Genomic DNA, 19,250 nt, shown 5'->3' on the forward strand with positions numbered 1-19,250 from the left:
CTTGCCTCTAAGAAAAAGCTGCTAAATAGTTAGCTGCTTCTTCCAGAGTTTGAACCAAATCTTCCAACGTATAGATATTATTGCTTTGGAAGCTGGTTTGATTTGCAGGAGTAGATGCTTGGGTAGAATGCTGGGTAAAAATACGATTAATCAACTGCATAACTGTGTTTCCCCGCTGCTGTATATAAATCATAGTCGGTTATTTTTACGAATTGGATAGTGATGGAGATCCAATAAAGTTGTGATTTTAAGTAGATTTAACAGAAATTGCTTGTTGACTGCTATCAGTGATAAGCTATAGTACGGTTGCGTCCTTGGTTTTTGGCTCGATAAAGTGCTTCGTCGGCTCTTTGAATGATAGTGTCAATGCTTTGATCTCCTAAATTATAGTTGGCTACGCCAATACTAACCGTAATTGATAGTTGTTCTTCCAGCACAGGAATACGTTGATTGCAAATATTTTCTCGAATACGTTCAGCTACAATCACGGCTTCATCAATATCAGTCTCTGGTAGTAATACAACAAATTCTTCACCTCCAAATCTACCAAAGCAATCTACTTGCCGCAAATAATTAAGAACCATTTTTGTCATGAAGATAATTACTTCATCCCCTATACTATGTCCAAATGAATCGTTAACTTTTTTAAAATTATCTATATCTATTAACAGTACAGAAAGATAATTATTATATCGCTGAATACGGCTAATTTCCTGTTCTGCTTTTGTTAAAAGATAACGACGATTCCAAACTCCAGTTAATGGATCTGTGTTAGCTAATTTTTCTAAATTTCTGACTAATTCTTCTTGCGCTTGTAATAATTCTTTTAATTTTTGTTGTGAATATTTTAATTCTAAATGCATTCTTACACGAGCCAGAAGTTCAGAAGCGTGAAATGGTTTAGTAACATAATCAACTGCACCTTTTTCAAAGGCTTGAAGTAAATGATCTTGATTTTGACTAGCCGAGATAAAAATAATTGGGATTTCTTCTAGTTCTGGATCAGATTGAATTTTTTCACATACCTCTAAACCATCCATCTCTGGCATTATTAAATCTAATAAAATTAAATCGGGACGTACAGATCGAACACATTTTAAAGCTTGATAACCATTGGATGCAAAGGTATAATTGTAGCCTACCTTATCTAAGGTTTTAGCAATAATTTGTAAATTTAACGCAACATCATCAACAACTAATATTAAAAATTTTTCAGGTTTAAATAATTGCATAGATTGATAATTTGGTAAAAGAATAGAGGTTGTTAATGTCTTTTTTAGCTGTGTAATTACTTTTTAGAGCAAAGATTTAATTTAAAAAATATCTGTGTAGCGATTGCACAAGGATAACAATTTGTATAAATCTTCCTAAATTACCATAAATATTGCTTTAGAAGTACGGAGCAGTAGCTTTTTATACAAAAATTCCTGCATTGAGATTACTTGCCGCCTTATTTGTTGGTGGGTTTGTGGGGTTACTTCATGCTTTTTTATGTGTGACTTTGCGCGTTGATCAGTTAGTTTCCGGTTTAGCTATTAATCTTGTTGTATCGGGAATAACATCATTTTTAGCGCGGTTAGTATTTCCAGGCAATAGTATCCAAAGATTACCAGAAATTACAACTATGATCATTCCTGGTTTGGCTAATATTCCTCTCATTGGCAAACTTTTATTTCAGCAAGATATTTTAGTGTATTTACTATTTTTATTAATTGCTGTAACTACATACGTATGGTTTCATACTAACGTTGGTTTAACCCTTAGGGCTGTGGGAGAATATCCCCAAGCAGCAGATCAGATACATCTGGTATATCAATACACCAGATATATCTGCTGTGCTGTAATTATTAGTGGCTGTCTTACCAGTTTGGGAAGGGCTGATTTTTCTTTAGTAGCGGTAAGATTTTTTGCTGAGGGGATGAGTGCTGGTAAAGGATTTATTGCCATTGCGGCTTTAATATTTGGTAGATGGCATCCTTTAGGTAGCGTTTAAGCTTGCTTGTTATTTGGTGCAACCGAAGCTTTGCAGTTACGCATACAAGTTTTAGGTGTAAATATTTCTTATCAATTTTTATTAATGTTACTCTGTGCGATCGCTCTTTTGGCACTAGCAGAATTAGCAGGCAAATCTACACAACCAAAGGCATTAGATACTTCTTATCAAAAGCGCTAATTACAACCATTGCTTGATCTTGCCCTCAGGTTTGATAGAGATTCCCATAAATTATTTAATCTTTGGCCTGATTACTACTCAGTAATGACTAAGAGGGAATATACTGTGATAGAGTCTTAGCTAAAGTAGTTTTTGGTACTGCACCAACAACAGTATCAACTTGCCGCCCCCCTTTAAATACCATTAAAGTGGGAATGCTGCGAATACCATAATGACTAGCGACTGTGGGATTTTGGTCTGTGTTCAGTTTCACCACTTTTACCTGTCCTTCATATTCAGCAGCAACTTCATCAACAACGTTTGCCAACATTCGACAAGGGCCACACCAAGGGGCCCAAAAATCAACTAAAACTGGAGTTTCACTCTCCAACACTTCTTGCTTGAATGTGGCTTCCGTGACATTGGTAACAGTCATAGTTGTTCTCCTGATTTGATTCCGTCATTCGATCTGATCGAATAAACTTGAAAGCTGGATATTTCCTCATGCTTACGGGAGGTGATCCCGATGCATTCATTGGAAAGCAGATTATGGGGATTAGCGATCATCAACAACTTAAATATTCAATTATTTAGCGATTTTACCGCATAAACCGATTTTATCGAGGTTTCAATTACTTAAATCATTATTACAATGCGTCTTTACACAGATACGGTGTTATTACCTAAAGGTTAAAATAAGAGCAGAAAAATCATGAGAGGGATTTATGATGAGCGATCGCGACTATACATTAATTATTGATAAAAGTGGTAGTATGTCCACCCCTGACCAAGCAGGTGGTAGAAGCAGATGGGAAATAGCTCAAGAGTCTACCCTTGCTGTAGCTAGAAAAGCCGAACAATATGACCCTGATGGACTTACCGTTTACGTCTTTTCCGGCAGATTTAAACGTTACGAAAACGTTACCTCCAGCAAAGTAGCACAAATATTTCAGGAAAATGATCCTGCTGGTACAACCAACTTAGCTGCCGTGCTAATGAATGCACTCGATAATTACTTTCAGCGTAAAACTGCTGGACAAACTAAACCGAATGGGGAAACAATTTTAGTTATTACCGACGGTGAACCAGATGATCGCAAAGCAGTATTTGAAGTGATCATTAACGCGACTCGAAAAATGGAACGGGACGAAGAATTAGGAATTTCCATTATTCAAGTAGGGACAGATCCTCAAGCTACAAAATTTCTTAAAGCTTTAGATGATCAATTGCAAAGTGTTGGTGCTAAATTTGATATTTGTGACACCGTAACTTTAGATGATTTAGAAGATATGAGCCTTGCAGATGTCTTGATGAATGCCATCACAGACTAATTCATACTCATTTTTTCTACCCACAACCTCTAAAACTTATTTTGGATGAATCACATCCAAAATATAAAATATAACTACTGAAAACAGGAGAATTATAAATGTTGGAAAATCGGGATTATACACTAATCATCGATCATAGTGCTAGTATGGCAAAACTATCAGACAAAGGTGAAAAAAGCAGATGGTTAGCCTTACAGGAATCTACATTTGCCTTAGCTTGTAAATGTGAACAATTTGATCCCGATGGTATAACAGTTTATCTATTTTCTAGAAAATTTGAACGTTTTGATCATGTGACTTCGGCTAAAGTATCACAGATTTTTGAAGAAAATATTCCCGCTGATACGACAAATTTAGTAGGTGTACTTCAAGATGCCATTAATAACTACTTTACCCGCAAAGCTGCTGGTCTAAGCAAGCCCAATGGGGAAATAATTTTAATTATCACTGATGGCAAACAAGATGATAAGCAAGCAGTCTGTGAAGTCATAATCAATGCTACACAGCAAATGGAACACGAAAAAGAGTTAGGAATTTCAATTATTCAAGTGGGTTCAGATCCTCAAGCCACAAAGTTTCTTAAAGCTTTAGATGATAAGTTGCAAACTGTCGGTGCTAAATTTGATATTTGCGATACCATGACTTTAGAACAATTAGAAGAAATGAGTTTAACAGATGTCTTGATGAATGCGATAAACGACTAATTTGATTTTATAGATTTTGCATCACAACCAGAGGATTTAAAAATGCTAGACAATCGTGATTACACTTTAATTATTGACAAAAGCGGTAGCATGGCTACCCCAGATCAAAAAGGTGGAAAAAGCAGATGGTTCATAGCCCAAGAATCTACTTTAGCCTTAGCTAGTAAGTGTGAGCAATTTGATCCAGATGGAATCACTGTGTACTTATTTTCTGGTAAATTTAAACGTTATGAAAACGTCACAGCTAGTAAAGTTGTGCAAATCTTCCAAGAAAACGATCCTTCCGGTACTACTGATTTAGCAGGTGTATTGAAACACGCCACTGATGATTATTTGCAACGCAAATCTAGCAATCAAACTAAACCTAATGGAGAAACAATTTTAGTTGTTACTGATGGTGAACCAGATGATCGTAAAGCGGTGATGAAGGTAATTATAGAAGCTTCTCGCAAGATAGATCGAGATGAAGAATTAGCTATTTCTTTCATTCAAGTTGGTGCAGATCCCAACGCTACCCGCTTTCTCAAAATCTTAGATGATGAATTGCAAAGCGCAGGGGCAAAATTTGATATTTGTGACACAATTACAATGGACGAGATGGAAGATATGAGTTTATCTGAAGTACTACTCAATGCGATTAATGACTAGTTATAGACATAATTAGGACTGAAAGCAATGGATTCCATTGATAAGTTATTAGCTGAACTTCAGGCTGAATATTTAGAAGCCAAACCACAACCGCAGCAACAAATAACTCCACCTAAACCCTTTATTTCTTCTTCAGCACAGTCAAACTCTTTAATAGATAACTTGTTATCAGAAGTTAAAACGGACTTCCTTGAAAAAGATGCTGAGGAAGAATTGAAACAAAAACGAGAATTAGAACAAGAAAAAATTCGCCAAGCACAATTAAAAGCTAAACAATTAAAAAGTCTAAACAAGCGAGCGAGAGAGTGGTTATCTAAATTAGATCCATTTTCACCTGAAGGACTTTGGTTCGAAAGGTTTGCTGAAGCATACCCGTCAAAATTAGAAGCTGCAATTGAGTATCTACAAACCAACAAATAATATTATCATCCTCAATTGGTAATTTGTAATTATTGCTATGCCCTACTTTTTACAAATTACAAATTACTATTTTGATGTTGATTAATATGAGATAAATGCTGACTAGCCCATTCATGCATTGCACAGAGAATTGGTTTGAGACTTTCTCCTAAAGGTGTGAGTGAATATTCTACCTTAGGTGGGATTTGTGCATAGATTTCTCGGTGTACAACACCATCCTCTTCCAATTCTCTAAGTTGCTGAGTGAGCATCTTTTGAGTAATCCCGTGTAAGGAACGTTGTAACTCACCAAACCTTTTTGCTCCTGTAATTAATTCTCTAATTATTAATACCTTCCAACGTCCACCGAGGATCTTGATGGTATTTTCTACTTCACAAGTCGGCCTCATCACACTATTGTTTTCTGCTTCTGCTTTCATGGTTACTTTTTAGTAAGTATAGTACTTTGGAGTGCCTACTATTCATAGTAGTTGTACATAGGTTAAAGTCAAGAGTAATTTAGAGGAATTAGGAGAACACTATGAACGAACCTGTAATTGCTGATAAAAAACCTGCGATGTTAGAACTAGAAGCAGGTACTTATTACTGGTGTACCTGTGGAAATTCACAGAATCAGCCTTTTTGTGATGGTGGTCATAAAGGTAGCGAATTTATACCCCAAGCTTTTGAATTAACTGATAAGAAAACAGTCGCTTTGTGTCAATGCAAATATACAGCTAATGCTCCTTTTTGTGATGGCGCTCACAGTAAACTCTAATTTGTAATGGGAACAAAAATTAACAGAAACATTTTTTGTTCTAGCAATTAGTGTTAAATCATTACTGTTTAAAAACTCAACAGCCCCTTTTCCTTTTTTCACCCATTTAGAGAATTGGTAAAGGGGTGTTTTGTATTTGAATATCTTAGAGGATGTGTGAAAAGTATTCAGCGAATATAATTAATTTAATTATATTTGCCCATTTACAGCAGGGTTCAGACTTGTCCGTGAACCTCAGTCGAACGGAATCAGGAGTAAAACTGGCTTGGTGTCTGGCTTTTAATTTAGATTCTATATCATATGGCTACGCCACGCAAGCTATCGGCTAGCGCTCACGGAAGCCTCATTGATATGCAATCCGCTGTAAGTAAGAAATTAGACTTTTAAAACATCCTTTTAGATGCAGTTAAGGTACTTCAATGGGAATCAAGGTATTTTCCGGTAAATAGCTGTGAAAACAACCTTCATCTGCTAAAACTAACATTAGACGCAGGGAATAATCTGGAGGAACTTGCAAATCTGCCCAGGGTATGGCTATTTCTAAACAAGTATCTAAAGCAGCTTGGGCGCGACTAACACGAGGATGCCATTGATAGTTATCTCCTGCTTCTCGAAATTGAATTGATTGTGTGAGTAAATTAATTTCTAGATGATGGTGAAACAGGTAATTAACTGGTGATATATCTGGTGCTTCTGCCAAGGGTACGGGGCTATTAACCATTGTTCTATCTGGATAAAACCAGAGTAAATTCAATTCTGGTGGTAGTTCTTTTCCTGGTGCAATGCCGCTTTTAAAGTCTACCCGCAAATAAAAATTCAGGTGATCTACTCCATACCAGAGTCTCTGAACGAGGCTGCTGTTGTGCATTGTTCCCCGTGCGCCACCGATTTCTAAGCGTCCAGCTTTATCCCAGTCTTGTTCATCACCTAGACCATTAATAACTGGATGAATAAAGCCTTCTGGTTTATGATCTGCCCGTGCTGCATGGACTTCTAATGGTTTTGTTAAATAGGCTGGTATGGGTTCATTTAAGGCTTTATAAATGCCATAGAGATGTTCACGAAATAACTTGTCAAAGATGGCATCTTGATTTGAGGAATGTCCTTCGCCAAACCACCAAAACCAGTCCGATCCTTCGGCTGCATATAAGGCTTCCCAAGCTGCGGGGTTGTTTTCTTCTGTGGCTTCGGGGTGATTGGCTAGAACTTGTCTAGCGTGTTTGAGGTAGTCCCAGGCACGATTTTTGGCGGGATCACCTATCCAGGTGGTGAAGCTACCATCTACCCAGGAACCGCTATGGAGTTGTTCTCCGGGAATGGTGGCTGTGGGGGGGAATTTGTCTATAAATTCGGAGACGGTGACGAGTTTGATGTGAGGTTCGTCACTTAAGCTTTGATATAGGGTTTCTAGGAAGGGTTTACCATCTTGGGGATAAAATTCCCAGCAATTTTCACCATCTAAGGCGATGGTAACTAACCAGGGCTGTTCGCTGGGGTTCTCTCTTTGCATTTTAGCGATCGCTTGCAAATGTCCCACTAAGTCTGCTGTAGCCTGTTTTGGAGGCATTGAACTGTATGTAAAACCAATCAAATCTGATAATCTATGGTCGCGGAATACTATTGATACATCACCGACTGGAGTTTGCACACGATAAGGACGATAAAGCAATTCTGGTTGCATCACATTGCCAGCCCCATCTCGATGGAAAAAGTGTTTCAGCGTCCAACCCAAAACGGCTTCATCTGAGCAAATCCACTTAAAACCTTGTTTAATAATATACGGTAAAATTTCTGGGCTAACTGATTGTTCAGAAGGCCATAAACCGCGTGGTTCCTGTCCAAAGCGGTCTTGATATAAATCCCAAGATTTTTGTAAATGACGGGGAATATCTTCAGCCCATTGAAAACGATTATCTGGTAAGTTCATGTTGGGGACTGCTACCCGACCGGAATTTGTATCTGCTAACAAGGGTAAAATCGGGTGCGTGTAGGGGGTTGTGGTGACTTCTAGTTGCCCCGTTTCCTGCATTTTCCGGTGTTGGGGAATAATGCGTCCCAGGATTTGGCGTTGTTTAGAATAAATGCGTTGGCGATCGCTTAAAGTAAAATTTCGTCCCTGTTCTAACCAAGTTGCAATTTCCGGGTCATCCCAAAACAGCGGGTCAATCCAAGCCAAATTATGCCAAGCCAGTAAATCGCTGTAATCTGAAGCTTGCCAATTTGCTAAACACCATCCATGTCCATGTTCCTGCCTTTGGTAGTACAACTCAGCATAGCGAGGATGAGGATCAATTAGTGTGTGGTGATTCCCATCAAAAAAATGCTCAACAATAAATTCCCTCTGTTCTGTGGTTAACTTTTCAACAGGTGTCAAGCTGGCTGTCAGGTAAGGATCAAAAGCAGTACCAGCAATATAATCTTCTAGTTGCAAAATCAAAGATGGTACTAAATTCACCGTCTGGTGTAACTTAGGATACTTTTCTAACAGCAAGATCAAATCCAGATAATCTTTAGTTCCATGTAACCTTACCCAAGGTAGACGGTACTGCTGGCTAAGAGAACCCGCACCACTGCTGCTAGGAGACTTATACAGTGGCTGATGTTGATGCCAGATAAAAGCGACATAGAGGGGGTGAGACATAGGGAGTGATCAAGTAATGGGGGGATTGGGTAATAATTTTGAATTATCAATGATAGTAATTCATACTGGGTAATTGGTAATGGGTAATTGGTGATTGGTGATTAGAACAATGACTTTCTCATCCTCCCCATCTTCCCAAGTCCCCAGTCCCCAATCCCAAGTCCCCAGTCCCCAATGCCTAGATAACCTGCTCGATTTCGGAAATTTCGGGGATCATTTCCTTAAGACGGCGTTCAATACCCATTCTCAGAGTCATTGCTGAACTAGGACAAGAACCGCAAGCACCTTGTAACCGCAGTTTCACAATCGGTCCATCCAGTTCTACGAGTTCCACGTTACCGCCATCAGACATTAGGTAAGGGCGTAATTCATCTAATACGGTCTCCACGTTTTCAGTTGTCAGTTCCAGAGTTGCCATAGTTGTAGACCTGCTAAATTAACGATTGGGGTGGAAATTGGAATTTAGGAATTATATCCTTTACCCAAAATATCCAAAATTTATGCTTTTGCTGATTTAAATCGATCCTAGATCTAATTGTCGCTATATTGTCAGTTATCTGTTTTTGATCACTAAAGCAACTTGATATTAGGATAGGTAAAATTAGTGATGGAATGAGCCGCATTCCAGGAAACATCACTAATACCATTTTCATACTCTTCTCCCACTTGCTTAGTCATGATGTAATAATCATCAAATTTTTCATAAGTGTCTGTAAATTTCAGCACACTGCTAAATTCATTGATCTAAGAGCCGCAAAATACCACAATAGCGATTGGCAATGTAACCATGACCAGTATCAAAGTAGTCTAAAGTCTCAATGAATAAAGCCATACGACCCATGACTCGATTTTCTTGATAAATTTTGCGATCGCGGATTTTGTACTGGGAATCTATAGATTTATCCTTGGCTAAAACTGTCACTGAGTCTGTTTCATCTGAATTTAAGACTTTCTCTATTTATGACAGATTTAATTACTTTTTGCCATTAGCTTGATCATTTGTAGACAATCACAAGCGATCGCATTTTGTGGGTCAAACTTGAGTGCTTGTTGCCAAGATGCGATCGCTTCTCTCCATTCTCCTTGCAATGCCGATAATTTCCCAGCTAAGGCATGGAAGTCTGCATTGCTGTAATACAAAGCTAGAGCTTGATTGTTCTGCGTTGCTGCTTCTGGATAACGCCCTGTTGACAATAAATGCAGTGCTTGTCTGTGATACCAGATAGCTTGGTCGTGCAGACTGAGCAAGTCAGATAAATCGGCTTTGCAGCGTCTACAAGTTGGAGAGGAAACAGGAGGGGGAAATAGAGAAGTATTGCTATCAGTTTCTCCCTCTTGCTCCCCGCTCCTTTTCTCACCTGTTCCCTTTGTCGGACGATAAACTACACCACAGACAGGACATTTCATGATTTCTCACTCTGACTCATTGGAAATTGCGTAGTAAAGAAAATCTGAGAGTTCTTCTTGTAATTGGGGTAATTCTGCACTCTTGTTTGCGATCGCATTTTCAATCTGGGCTAATAAGTCTTGTAATTCCTCTGCTTGTTCAGAATCTATGGTCAGAAGTGTTTGTTGAGCGCGGTCTAAAAGTGCTGTTAATTCTGGATCAATTTCTGCTGCTGAGATGTCAATTGTTTCATCACTTGCAAACAAGGCATCTAAATCTGCCCTGGCTTGTTTCAATTCATGGCTAGAAAGCTTCTGGATACCTGCATTATTGACTACTAGCGTTCCTTGTTGCCCATTGCCTTTTTCAGTCGTGGTGACAGTGAGAATGCCATTCACATCAAAGTCAAAGTGAACCTCGATTTGAATACCTCCTGCTGGTTTGGGTGGTAAGTTCTCTACCTTAAAAGAACCTAGAGGAACATTTTCTTCGGCGATCGTATTTTCTCCTTGAAAAACTTCAATTTCTACAATTTCTTGTTCATCAGACACGGTGCAATAAACATGAGAGCGAGAAACAGGGACAACGCTGTTACGGGGAATAATCACACTGAAGTAACCCGGCATTATACCCATTAGTGTAGACACAGCCGCAGAAATACCCAAGGAATGGGGAATCACATCGACAAGAATGGCATCAACCGATTCACCTATTAACACCCCAGCTTGTAAAGCTGCTCCCAACGCCACACAAAGGTCTGGTTGAATGCCATCACTAGGAGCTTGTCCCAGATGTTCTGAAATCATTTCTTGCACCAGAGGGATGCGCGTAGAACCACCAACTAAGATGATTCGGTCAATATCACCGGGTAATAGGTCAGCATCGGTGAGGGCGCGGTCAATTGCCTCTAAGGTTTCTGTTAACAAGGGACGAATTAATTTTTCCAAATCAGCTCGTGCTACTTCTGTCTCTAGATGGAGAGCAGTCTTACCTTTACTACCTAAAAAGGCTTCTCGAACTGTGGCAAAAGCGTGGGAACTCAAGTCAATTTTTAACTGCTCGGCTGCTCGTAAAAGACGCGCTTGGGTGACGGCATCATCGGGTACATCCACACCATGCTGTTTACGAAATAGATCCACTAAATAGAGTTGTAACAGCCTATCAAAATCGTCTCCACCCAAGCGGTTGTTACCATGAGTGGCTAGAACTTCTGTGACTTCGCCTGTAATTTCGACTACCGACACATCAAAAGTCCCACCTCCCAAGTCATAAACCAAAACCCTTTCTGTCTCTTCGGAACGCAAATCGTAAGCTAAAGCAGCTGCTGTTGGTTCGTTGATAATTTGCAGCACCTCCAAACCAGCAATCTCTCCAGCGGTTTTAGTTGCTTGCCGTTGAGCATCTGTAAAGTAAGCTGGAACTGTAATCACGGCTTGGGTAATTGTTTCTCCTAAAGCATTCTCAGCCCGTTGTTTCAGGGCGCGGAGAATAATAGCGGAAACTTCATGAGGTAAGTATTCTTTATCGCCTAAAGTGGTTTTGTGGTCAGTTCCCATCCACCGCTTGATTGACTTCACGGTGCGTTCAGGAGCAGCCGCATATTGACGGAGTGCTTCTCGTCCCACCAGCACCTTACCCGTATCGCTAAATCCCACGCAGGAGGGTAAAATCAAATCACCATCTTCTCCTGGCAATACCCGCACCTGTCCGTTTTCGACAATTGCCACTTCGGAATTTGTTGTACCTAAATCAATACCGACTGCTTTCATAAAATTCTAAGTTTAAAAGTTATTTGTCCCAGATGCGATGCCTGCGGCGTTCGCCGAGCGTCTCGAAGAGAGCGCAGCTATCACAAAAGTTCACACTGTATGTAATTACAAAATACCGTATTTTGGCAGCATGACAGCTTTACCATTAGAGATAAGGTTACAAAATATTGACCAAATAATTCATAATTCTTGCTTGGTAATGCGATCGCTTCAGTCGTCGCAGGCATCGCCCCTAACTCAAAACCAAAATATCACAATATTGTCTGTTCTAATGCTTTTTTATACAGGTTTATCTCACGCTGCGGAGCAAATTGCTTTAGCAACTTCCCGTAAACATAGCTTAAAGCACTTTATCTGCCAGCCTTTAAAACTTGTTCGGCTGTCAGTTTGAAATTTGGGAATGTCAGCGAAGTAATGGGTTGATTGCCTCGAATCTGCTGAATTTCATACTCTCCTTCAACTAACGTACAAATGGAAAGGGTAGGTTGTTTCGGTTTCCCAATATGTCGAGTCCCACCTAAACCCGCATAATCCGCAATCCAATATTCAGGAATACCTAAAATTGCATAGTCTTCGACTTTACGCGCATAATCGTTTTGCCAGTTGCTACTAACTACTTCCATCACGAATTTAATCGAACTGCCCAGTGTGAGGATTGATTGGTCATGCCAAAGTAGTTCTTTCGCAAGTTCATTGCGGTCAATAACCATAACATCAGGTCGAAATGCTGTTATACCCAAGTTAGAAGGACGTAGCAATCCTCGCTGAAGGACAAACCAATTTAAACCTATTGCATCAATTTGGGCGCAGATTTTTGTGGTGGTAAAAGCTGAAACTTCTTCATGGTAGCCAGTTGGTTCCAAATCAAACACTTCTCCATCAATCAATTCGTAGCGGTTACTGTCACCATAACGGACGATAAAATCGCCAAAACTTAGTAACTGCTGTTGTATTGGTATTCCGGTTGCAATGGTCATAGGTCAACTTAGCCCCATCAATATCAACACTCTAGCATTTTCGCTAAATCCATCTACTCCGAACTAAAAAGCGATCGCCTTTCAATAGATAAACCCAATGCACACGGGCTACCGAAAGGTTATTGGTGTACATGGAGGAGGTTCCATGCAGTTTGTTCAATGCGTCTGCTTTGGGCAGTTGAACCTTACAAATTGTGAGAGGTTTGGACGGCTCTATGTTCTCAACCTCAGCCTAGCATCAACTTAGTAATCGCAGGACGCTCGTAGCAGCGTTTCAGCCATCCTGTGATGTTGGGGAAAGGAGTCAGATCGACTTCCATTGAACCGACCCAGCCAACGATGCCTTGCAGATGAGTGTCTGCGAGGCTATAGTCACCGATTAAAAAGGAGCGTCCTTCCAACCCACCGTTGAGAATTCTGAGATAATCAGCAAGATCCGCTTTTGCTTTCTCCATCGCGATCGCACTTTTCATCTCAGGGGCTACTTTTTCCTGCGCGTTAGTTTCAGCATCTCCCTGCTTTTCAGTAGGCAAGGATGCAAATAATCTGCTAGCCGCCTCGGCAAAAGTAACGTTACTCCATGCGATCCATTTCATGGCTTCGCCACGCTTTGGTCCTGGGGCAGGATAAAGCTTTGCCTCTACGCCAAAGACTTCACCAAGGTACATCGTGATCGCAGAAGACTCCCAGATCGCTGTTCCTTCATGCACGATTACAGGGACTCTTCCGTTTGGGTTAACCTCCAAGAATTCAGGCGTTCTAGTGTCACCAACACTGATATTGAGTTTTACGAGATCGAATGGAATAGCAAGTTCTGCGAGAACGCATTCAGTGATGCTAGCCGTGGACATGGGAGCGAAATAAAATGTAAGACTCATGATTGTTTCTCTTAGGGTTTGACTTTCAACTGTATCGTGAATCAAGCATATATCTATCCTTCTGCACCGCATAGAGGCTTGATTGAGAGGTAAGTAAACTTTTACTATTATTTGTCTTTGCGATCGCTATTACTGTGAGTCGTTATTTTTAGGGGATCGTCTCAATTACATATCTGCCAAAGGTTTGCCGTAGGTGATCGCTTACGTTGCGGAGCAAATCGCATCAACAATCTATCTCCTCAAGGCGATCGCATTCCTGTGAGTCGTGATTTTTGGGCGATCGCTTAACATTTTTTGTCTTTGAATCGTTACGAATCTAGAAAAGAATCGCCAATAACTTCTCTCAACTCAACTAATTCTGCTTGCCTAATATCGCCTAGAAACAGTCAACCTTAACGGATCGATCGCTTCTTTATGAGATGTCATCTCGAATCAAGCGAACCTCAACTTCTCTCTCCACATACTCCCACTCTTTGCTTGCACGCATCCGCACCAGTAATTCATCAAAAGCCTTAGTGTGTTCGGGCGCAAATTCAAACCAAGTGAGAAAATCAAATGGTTCTCCGAGATCGCGACAGTGCATCAGCCGCCGTGCAACTTCTGGAAGATAATCCAAGCCAACAGCCGTATGATGAGACTGTTCCTCAAAAATTGCCCGTCGCTCATCTTGTGCCATTTCCCACCACGCGACAGTTTTCTTAATCGGAATTAGCACCGCAGAGATAGCTTCCGATCGATTCAGTACAGGCTGTACTGCCCGAAGAGCCGTAACTTCATCACGCATGGCATAGCGAACATTGCTGGTAAAACTTTGTAGAACCCATGAACTGTCCAATGGTAATTCTGCGACAGCATCATTTACTACATTTACTCTTTCAACTAGATCTAAAGAAGATCCAGCTATGCTCCGCACATCTGTTACCTGCCATATGCCTTCCTTGCCGCCAACAAACGAATATCTATTATCCATTACATCCTCTTAGGATTTTGATTCTTGATTGTCAGTTTAAGCTGCCAAAATGAGTTGCGGCTGAAAAATCTTGTCAAATACGATGAGCTGTGGCTGAAAAATTCTATCTGTCTAGAGTTTATGACGTAACTGCGATTTGGTTCGATATTTAAGGACAAATTAACTCATATCCTACTTTTAGATTGACTCAATTATCCATAGGCTAAAGATTTTGCTGTATGAGATCGCTAGTACTTTGAGTCGTGATTTGTGGGCGATAGCGGCGATCGCTATTTTTGTGAGTCGTGAGTTCGGGTGATCGCTTGTTGTGGGGATGAAATTGGATTTATATTTGGGTTAGTATTAAATAAAGAAATCACTCAGCCAGTCATGTAAACGAATCGCTTTGTGTAAAAATTACAAGGACTTGAATAAATATGACAGTTATCTTAGAAAGAATAAAGGATAAAGTTTGGACTGATGAAGAGTTTATGGCTTTAGCTGATGATGGCAATCGTTACGAAATTGTAGATGGAGAGTTGGTAAACTTGGGCAATTCAGGCATGGAGCATGGGAATATTGGCATATTCCTCGGTGGGCTAATCGAGATATTTGTAAGGCAGCATAATCTTGGCGTTACTTGCGACTCCAGTACAGCATTTAAAATGAAGGGAGATAATAAGCGATCGCCCGATATTTCTTTTGTTAGTAAAGAGCGATTGATTGGGCTAAAACGATTGCCTAAAGGCTTTTTTGATGGTGCGCCCGATCTAGTTGTTGAGATTATCTCTCCAGGCAACACTTTTGACGAAATTCATAACAAGATTGAAGAATATTTTGAAAGTGGAACTAGACTGCTGTGGGTAATCCATCCTGATGAAAGATATGTGCTGGTTTACCATAGCCCTCAGCCTGATTGCCTATTGCGGGGTGATGATATTTTAGATGGAGAAGATGTAATTTTAAACTTCAATGTTCCAGTCAGCGAATTGTTTAGAACTTTGGCGTTTTAAGGGAATTGATTAGTTAGCGATAGCGAAGCGCTCCGCAGGAATCGCATCAACAATCAATCTCCTCAAGGCGATCGCAATTACTGTGAGTCATGATTTTTAGTTAATAGACATCAAATTCTCAAAAGGATGACGATTTTTCCAGCGGTAAGTATTAAAGTCCCGAAAATCAACAGATAGAATCCGCCCATGCCCCAAATGTTCGGCAAGAATAATCAATGAAGCGTCCGCTAAATCCATTGGCAGAGAACTATATTGATTCATCAATTCACTGATTCTTTTCCCATCTTGAACGTTGAGATCAAAAACCTCAAAAGCACCAATTTCTAAGCTATGAATAAACGTCTGTTGAGCATTTGTACCTGTACGTTTCAAGAGAATATGACAAGCTTCCGTAATCACACACCATGTTGTAACCAGAGGCTCATCAATCGTATCTAGAACTTCTTGAGCGAGAACATGATAATCATCACGGCGATTGATTAGTGCTATCCAAAAGCCAGAATCAACGATGACCATATTTTTCGTTAAGACTTTCAGTGAGATATTGCTTGTAATTAACCGACAAATCAGAGTCCCCTTCAGCACAACCAATTAGCCCTGATTCTCTAAGGAGTTGCAAAGGTTTTACAGGGGATTCTTGATGTAATTTTTCATAATAAAGATCGATCGCCACTTTCATAATGTCAGACACACCTTGATTTGTCCGCTGGCGAATGTAATTAAACTTACTAGCGCGATCGCTATCGAGCCTTACATTAACTCTCATATTTTTGCTTGTCATAACTCTGTATGACAATACTATAGATCAAAAATTCAAAGTTAAGTAGTTCTCAAGTAGTTGCCTCATAGGGCGATAGCGTATTGCTAACGCCAACGCAAAGCGTCCCGGAGGGAACTAGCGCGACCTAGTAATCGCTCTTTTCCTGCTATGTATCGTATATTAAGTATTAGAACCCAAATCAAATTCCTAAACTTCCAAAGTTCATGTAATTACTACAAGGATTTAACTGTGATTACAAATGCTAGTAGCCTTACCCTTAGCAACCTCCGTCAAACCTTTGGCTTGAGACTTGACACTAGCGATCGCTTTTTTGATGAATGGTTAAATAATTCACCAACACTAACCGAAGCGGAACTACAAGGACTAGATCGCCTCACTCGCAACTATAACTATCTCAGTCAAGAAGAACCGCCCCTTGAAGAAATTGTTAAGCTTGTCGTGGTATCGCCATTGCTAGATTTGGCTGGTTTCTATCAATCTCCTTTTTTGGTAAAAGCAGAAGTAAGTACCAGTATCGAAGTTGCTGATGAAGCTAATGGTATGGTGGTTCAAGGCAGAATTGATATTTTGGTAATCCAAGATAGGTTTTGGATTTTGGTAATCGAATCAAAACCTGCAAGGCTAGACGTTACCGCAGGAATTCCTCAAGCACTGACCTACTTATTGAGCGCGCCTAATTTGCAGTCAAGTTGCTATGGAATGGTGACAAACGGAAGAGAAGTATTGTTTTTGAAATGCGATCGTGTTCCACGCGCCGGAGGCGATCGCCACCAAAATGTCCCTCAATATACGCGATCACATACTTATCGGTTACTTGAAAATACAGCAGAACGTATCCAAGTTTTGCAGGGACTTAAACAAATTGGAGCTTATATTGGCGATTCGCTATCGCCATTATGACTTCTCCATTTATAAAAACCTGGAAGTATATCAAAAGTCATTGGTACATCATGAGAGAGCAAGCAGCGATAAATTCTCATCTTCATGAAATAATTTAATCGCGCTAAAATTCCGGCGCAGCAAATTTTCAACTTGTAATGTCGAACAGTTTCCCAGACGAAGCCAAATAACTTTAGGTGGATTTCCAAAGACTAAACTCAGGTCGTGCATATCCGCATCTTTCGAGACAATCATCAAATTATTGTCTTTTGCATAATTCCAAACTACTGGGTCAGTCGTTGCTTTCATACCCACATCTCGAACGTGAAGAGAATTTGGGAAAAGATCGCTCAAACGGTTCGACAACTTGGGCGACAAGTTTTCATCGAAAAGTAATTTCATGCAGATAATGGTGTAGTCATAAACCGACGCTCACGGTCAGCAGCATAAGCAATACAGGCTTTTAAATCCTCTCGCGTCAGATCGGGAAAATCGTCGAGAATTTCTGCTTCAGTCATCTCAGAAGCCAGATATTCAAGCACTTCATAGACCGTAATCCGCAAACCACGTACACAGGGTTTACCACCGCGTTTCTCAGGCTCAATTGTAATGATGTCTCGGTAGTTCATAGGTTTTTACAATCATTAGTTGCATTCGTATATTTTACCGAAATAAAGCAATTCAGCGGACATCTTTCAACTAGGATTTTGCTCTGAATAAGTTACTCATCTATTTTTGTGTCGCTACAATCACCTGGGCTTCTCTCAAGACTTTATCTCCCCATAAATAACCCCGTACTACTTCTTGAATCACGGTATTATCTGTAATATCTGCTCTATACTCACGACCTACAGCATACATCGTCTGGGAGTCAAAGGGTTTACCTTGGGCGACAATGGGAACAACACGACGTTGTTTGAGGATTTCTAAAAGCGATCGCCTAATTAACTCTACTCCTTGTTGATTGCTGGTGAAAATTTCAGTTAATGATTCTGATATTGGTGATTTTTCTGATGTAATAGATTGGGTAGAATTGCCATTAATCCAATCTCCTAGCTTTTCCCAGAAGCCTTTTTGTGTTGCTGGTTTTGAGATTGAGGTAGTAGATAATGCTTCTAGTTCCTCTTGCCAGTAAGTACAAGCCTGATCTAAAGCATCCACAACACCCAGTAAATCTTTGAGTAGTTTCTCCTGCTGCTGCTCAAATTTATCCGATGCTTGTTGTTGACTTTCTTCCAAACGCATTTGCAGATGTTCTTGATCTGCACGAGTTATGTCCAATGCTTGCACCAGAGCATCTTGAGTAGAACGCAATAATTTACCCTGTTGCTTGACTTCATGACGTAGCGCAGTCCATTCTGCCACCATTTGGTAGGGATCAAAGGAATTAGCCGATGATGGTGCCTCACCTAAATATTCAGGAGGTAGTTGTTCTGATTGTAAATAATCTAGAAATTTGGTAAATAAAGCTTCTTTGTCATTTGTCATTTGTTATTGGTGATTAGTCATTGGTTATTTGTCATTGGTCAATAGTTAGCGGGCATTATAAAAATCAGTAACTAACAATTACGAATTACGAATTATTTAAAATGTCGCACGAATTAAATCATCTAAGCTAACTTCTAGTTGAGCTAGGGCTTTTTCTCGCAACTGTCTTAAGATCTCTGGATTTAGTTCTGCTTCTAGGGGACGAACTTTCAAAAAGTCCTCATGTTGATTTGTCTCTCCTTTACGAAGTGCCTCGTAAGCTACTCGAATTTCCTTAAATTCTTGTGGATAAGTATGAGCAGGAAATTCCCGGAGTTTGGCATGATACGCCGCTTTAATTTGGGCGCTGGTTGCTCCTGGTGAAATTCCTAAACGTTCGTAGTAGTCAGTCATAAATAATTCCTAATCAAGATGACATCAATTCAACTATCAGTCTTCATCTGCGTTTATCCGCGTACCCTATGCCTACGGCACGC

General features: G+C 40.1%; 26 protein-coding genes and 1 pseudogene. 8 read left to right on the plus strand and 19 right to left on the minus strand.

The annotated features are described in order from the left end of the window. Positions 1–7: 7 nt before the first annotated feature. Both ACOWPH_RS10295 and ACOWPH_RS10300 read right to left on the minus strand, forming a co-directional pair. Positions 8–160, minus strand: a complete 153-nt coding sequence (locus tag ACOWPH_RS10295) for a serine dehydratase (protein ID WP_150111020.1) — start codon at positions 158–160, stop codon at positions 8–10. Positions 161–284: 124 nt separating this feature from the next. Further along, complete coding sequence (locus tag ACOWPH_RS10300; protein ID WP_015215292.1) at positions 285–1,232, minus strand: diguanylate cyclase; 948 nt, start codon at positions 1,230–1,232, stop codon at positions 285–287. 179 nt (positions 1,233–1,411) lie between these two features. On the opposite strand from ACOWPH_RS10300, the pseudogene ACOWPH_RS10305 reads away from it, so the two are divergent. Beyond that, positions 1,412–2,173 (plus strand): annotated as a pseudogene (locus ACOWPH_RS10305) (ABC transporter permease); the annotation flags it as partial. 88 nt (positions 2,174–2,261) lie between these two features. Here ACOWPH_RS10305 and trxA read toward each other — a convergent pair. Then, the gene (trxA, locus tag ACOWPH_RS10310; protein ID WP_015215293.1) at positions 2,262–2,588 is read right to left on the minus strand and encodes a thioredoxin; all 327 of its coding nucleotides are present in this window, start codon (positions 2,586–2,588) and stop codon (positions 2,262–2,264) included. A gap of 289 nt (positions 2,589–2,877) precedes the next feature. Here trxA and ACOWPH_RS10315 point away from each other — a divergent pair, with 289 nt between their 5' ends. The 4 genes from ACOWPH_RS10315 to ACOWPH_RS10330 all read left to right on the plus strand — a co-directional run bounded on the left by ACOWPH_RS10315 (position 2,878) and on the right by ACOWPH_RS10330 (position 5,255). After that, on the plus strand, positions 2,878–3,483 hold the full coding sequence (locus tag ACOWPH_RS10315; protein ID WP_015215294.1) for a vWA domain-containing protein: 606 nt from the start codon (positions 2,878–2,880) through the stop codon (positions 3,481–3,483). 98 nt (positions 3,484–3,581) lie between these two features. Continuing rightward, a complete protein-coding gene (locus ACOWPH_RS10320) occupies positions 3,582–4,187 on the plus strand; it encodes a vWA domain-containing protein (RefSeq protein WP_015215295.1) in 606 nt (201 codons plus the stop codon). A 42-nt stretch (positions 4,188–4,229) separates the two neighbouring features. Beyond that, the gene (locus tag ACOWPH_RS10325) at positions 4,230–4,835 is read left to right on the plus strand and encodes a vWA domain-containing protein (RefSeq protein WP_015215296.1); all 606 of its coding nucleotides are present in this window, start codon (positions 4,230–4,232) and stop codon (positions 4,833–4,835) included. Between the two features lie 27 nt (positions 4,836–4,862). Then, entirely contained in the window at positions 4,863–5,255 is a 393-nt protein-coding gene (locus ACOWPH_RS10330; RefSeq protein ID WP_015215297.1) for a salt stress protein, Slr1339 family, read from the plus strand. 56 nt (positions 5,256–5,311) lie between these two features. Here the strand turns inward: ACOWPH_RS10330 and ACOWPH_RS10335 are convergent, their stop codons facing one another. Further along, positions 5,312–5,674, minus strand: coding sequence for a winged helix-turn-helix transcriptional regulator (locus ACOWPH_RS10335; RefSeq protein WP_015215298.1), 363 nt, complete (start codon positions 5,672–5,674; stop codon positions 5,312–5,314). Between the two features lie 101 nt (positions 5,675–5,775). Here ACOWPH_RS10335 and ACOWPH_RS10340 point away from each other — a divergent pair, with 101 nt between their 5' ends. After that, positions 5,776–6,012, plus strand: a complete 237-nt coding sequence (locus ACOWPH_RS10340; RefSeq protein ID WP_015215299.1) for a CDGSH iron-sulfur domain-containing protein — start codon at positions 5,776–5,778, stop codon at positions 6,010–6,012. A 406-nt stretch (positions 6,013–6,418) separates the two neighbouring features. Here ACOWPH_RS10340 and ACOWPH_RS10345 read toward each other — a convergent pair whose 3' ends face one another. The 9 genes from ACOWPH_RS10345 to ACOWPH_RS10385 form a co-directional block, all read right to left on the minus strand. After that, entirely contained in the window at positions 6,419–8,653 is a 2,235-nt protein-coding gene (locus ACOWPH_RS10345) for a glycoside hydrolase family 57 (protein ID WP_015215300.1), read from the minus strand. A gap of 178 nt (positions 8,654–8,831) precedes the next feature. Beyond that, positions 8,832–9,062, minus strand: coding sequence for a NifU family protein (locus ACOWPH_RS10350; protein WP_042466033.1), 231 nt, complete (start codon positions 9,060–9,062; stop codon positions 8,832–8,834). A 161-nt stretch (positions 9,063–9,223) separates the two neighbouring features. Continuing rightward, complete coding sequence (locus ACOWPH_RS10355) at positions 9,224–9,379, minus strand: DUF3386 family protein (protein WP_171815795.1); 156 nt, start codon at positions 9,377–9,379, stop codon at positions 9,224–9,226. A gap of 10 nt (positions 9,380–9,389) precedes the next feature. After that, entirely contained in the window at positions 9,390–9,575 is a 186-nt protein-coding gene (locus ACOWPH_RS10360) for a DUF3386 family protein (RefSeq protein ID WP_052334531.1), read from the minus strand. Positions 9,576–9,622: 47 nt separating this feature from the next. Next, on the minus strand, positions 9,623–10,060 hold the full coding sequence (locus ACOWPH_RS10365; RefSeq protein WP_015215303.1) for a tetratricopeptide repeat protein: 438 nt from the start codon (positions 10,058–10,060) through the stop codon (positions 9,623–9,625). A 6-nt stretch (positions 10,061–10,066) separates the two neighbouring features. Beyond that, the gene (locus ACOWPH_RS10370) at positions 10,067–11,809 is read right to left on the minus strand and encodes an Hsp70 family protein (RefSeq protein WP_015215304.1); all 1,743 of its coding nucleotides are present in this window, start codon (positions 11,807–11,809) and stop codon (positions 10,067–10,069) included. A gap of 350 nt (positions 11,810–12,159) precedes the next feature. After that, positions 12,160–12,786, minus strand: coding sequence for a Uma2 family endonuclease (locus ACOWPH_RS10375; protein WP_015215306.1), 627 nt, complete (start codon positions 12,784–12,786; stop codon positions 12,160–12,162). Positions 12,787–13,013: 227 nt separating this feature from the next. Next, positions 13,014–13,664 (minus strand): glutathione S-transferase family protein, encoded by a 651-nt coding sequence (locus ACOWPH_RS10380; protein ID WP_042465100.1) that lies wholly within the window; start codon positions 13,662–13,664, stop codon positions 13,014–13,016. 412 nt (positions 13,665–14,076) lie between these two features. Continuing rightward, entirely contained in the window at positions 14,077–14,577 is a 501-nt protein-coding gene (locus tag ACOWPH_RS10385; protein ID WP_244887706.1) for a chlorite dismutase family protein, read from the minus strand. Between the two features lie 473 nt (positions 14,578–15,050). On the opposite strand from ACOWPH_RS10385, the gene ACOWPH_RS10390 reads away from it, so the two are divergent. Beyond that, positions 15,051–15,626 carry a Uma2 family endonuclease gene (locus tag ACOWPH_RS10390; protein WP_015215309.1) on the plus strand — a complete coding sequence of 192 codons (576 nt, stop codon included), beginning with the start codon at positions 15,051–15,053 and terminating at the stop codon, positions 15,624–15,626. A 96-nt stretch (positions 15,627–15,722) separates the two neighbouring features. Here ACOWPH_RS10390 and ACOWPH_RS10395 read toward each other — a convergent pair whose 3' ends face one another. Then, positions 15,723–16,142, minus strand: a complete 420-nt coding sequence (locus tag ACOWPH_RS10395) for a type II toxin-antitoxin system VapC family toxin (protein ID WP_015215310.1) — start codon at positions 16,140–16,142, stop codon at positions 15,723–15,725. Next, positions 16,129–16,407 carry a ribbon-helix-helix protein, CopG family gene (locus tag ACOWPH_RS10400; RefSeq protein WP_015215311.1) on the minus strand — a complete coding sequence of 93 codons (279 nt, stop codon included), beginning with the start codon at positions 16,405–16,407 and terminating at the stop codon, positions 16,129–16,131. Before ACOWPH_RS10400 ends, ACOWPH_RS10395 begins: the two co-directional genes overlap by 14 nt. Before the next feature lie 228 nt (positions 16,408–16,635). On the opposite strand from ACOWPH_RS10400, the gene ACOWPH_RS10405 reads away from it, so the two are divergent. Next, on the plus strand, positions 16,636–17,307 hold the full coding sequence (locus ACOWPH_RS10405) for a type I restriction endonuclease subunit R (protein ID WP_015215312.1): 672 nt from the start codon (positions 16,636–16,638) through the stop codon (positions 17,305–17,307). A gap of 48 nt (positions 17,308–17,355) precedes the next feature. On the opposite strand, the gene ACOWPH_RS10410 is transcribed toward ACOWPH_RS10405, so the two are convergent. The 4 genes from ACOWPH_RS10410 to ACOWPH_RS10425 all read right to left on the minus strand — a co-directional run bounded on the left by ACOWPH_RS10410 (position 17,356) and on the right by ACOWPH_RS10425 (position 19,167). Further along, positions 17,356–17,688: a DUF5615 family PIN-like protein gene (locus ACOWPH_RS10410; RefSeq protein ID WP_015215313.1), complete on the minus strand. Its 333-nt coding sequence runs from the start codon at positions 17,686–17,688 to the stop codon at positions 17,356–17,358. Next, complete coding sequence (locus ACOWPH_RS10415; protein ID WP_015215314.1) at positions 17,685–17,915, minus strand: DUF433 domain-containing protein; 231 nt, start codon at positions 17,913–17,915, stop codon at positions 17,685–17,687. Before ACOWPH_RS10415 ends, ACOWPH_RS10410 begins: the two co-directional genes overlap by 4 nt. Before the next feature lie 100 nt (positions 17,916–18,015). Beyond that, positions 18,016–18,774 (minus strand): nucleotide exchange factor GrpE, encoded by a 759-nt coding sequence (gene grpE, locus ACOWPH_RS10420; RefSeq protein ID WP_015215315.1) that lies wholly within the window; start codon positions 18,772–18,774, stop codon positions 18,016–18,018. A 96-nt stretch (positions 18,775–18,870) separates the two neighbouring features. Next, the gene (locus ACOWPH_RS10425) at positions 18,871–19,167 is read right to left on the minus strand and encodes a J domain-containing protein (RefSeq protein WP_015215316.1); all 297 of its coding nucleotides are present in this window, start codon (positions 19,165–19,167) and stop codon (positions 18,871–18,873) included. Positions 19,168–19,250: the final 83 nt, after the last annotated feature.

Origin of the sequence: Anabaena sp. PCC 7938 (assembly GCF_049315035.1) — a bacterium.
GTDB lineage: Bacteria > Cyanobacteriota > Cyanobacteriia > Cyanobacteriales > Nostocaceae > Anabaena > Anabaena cylindrica.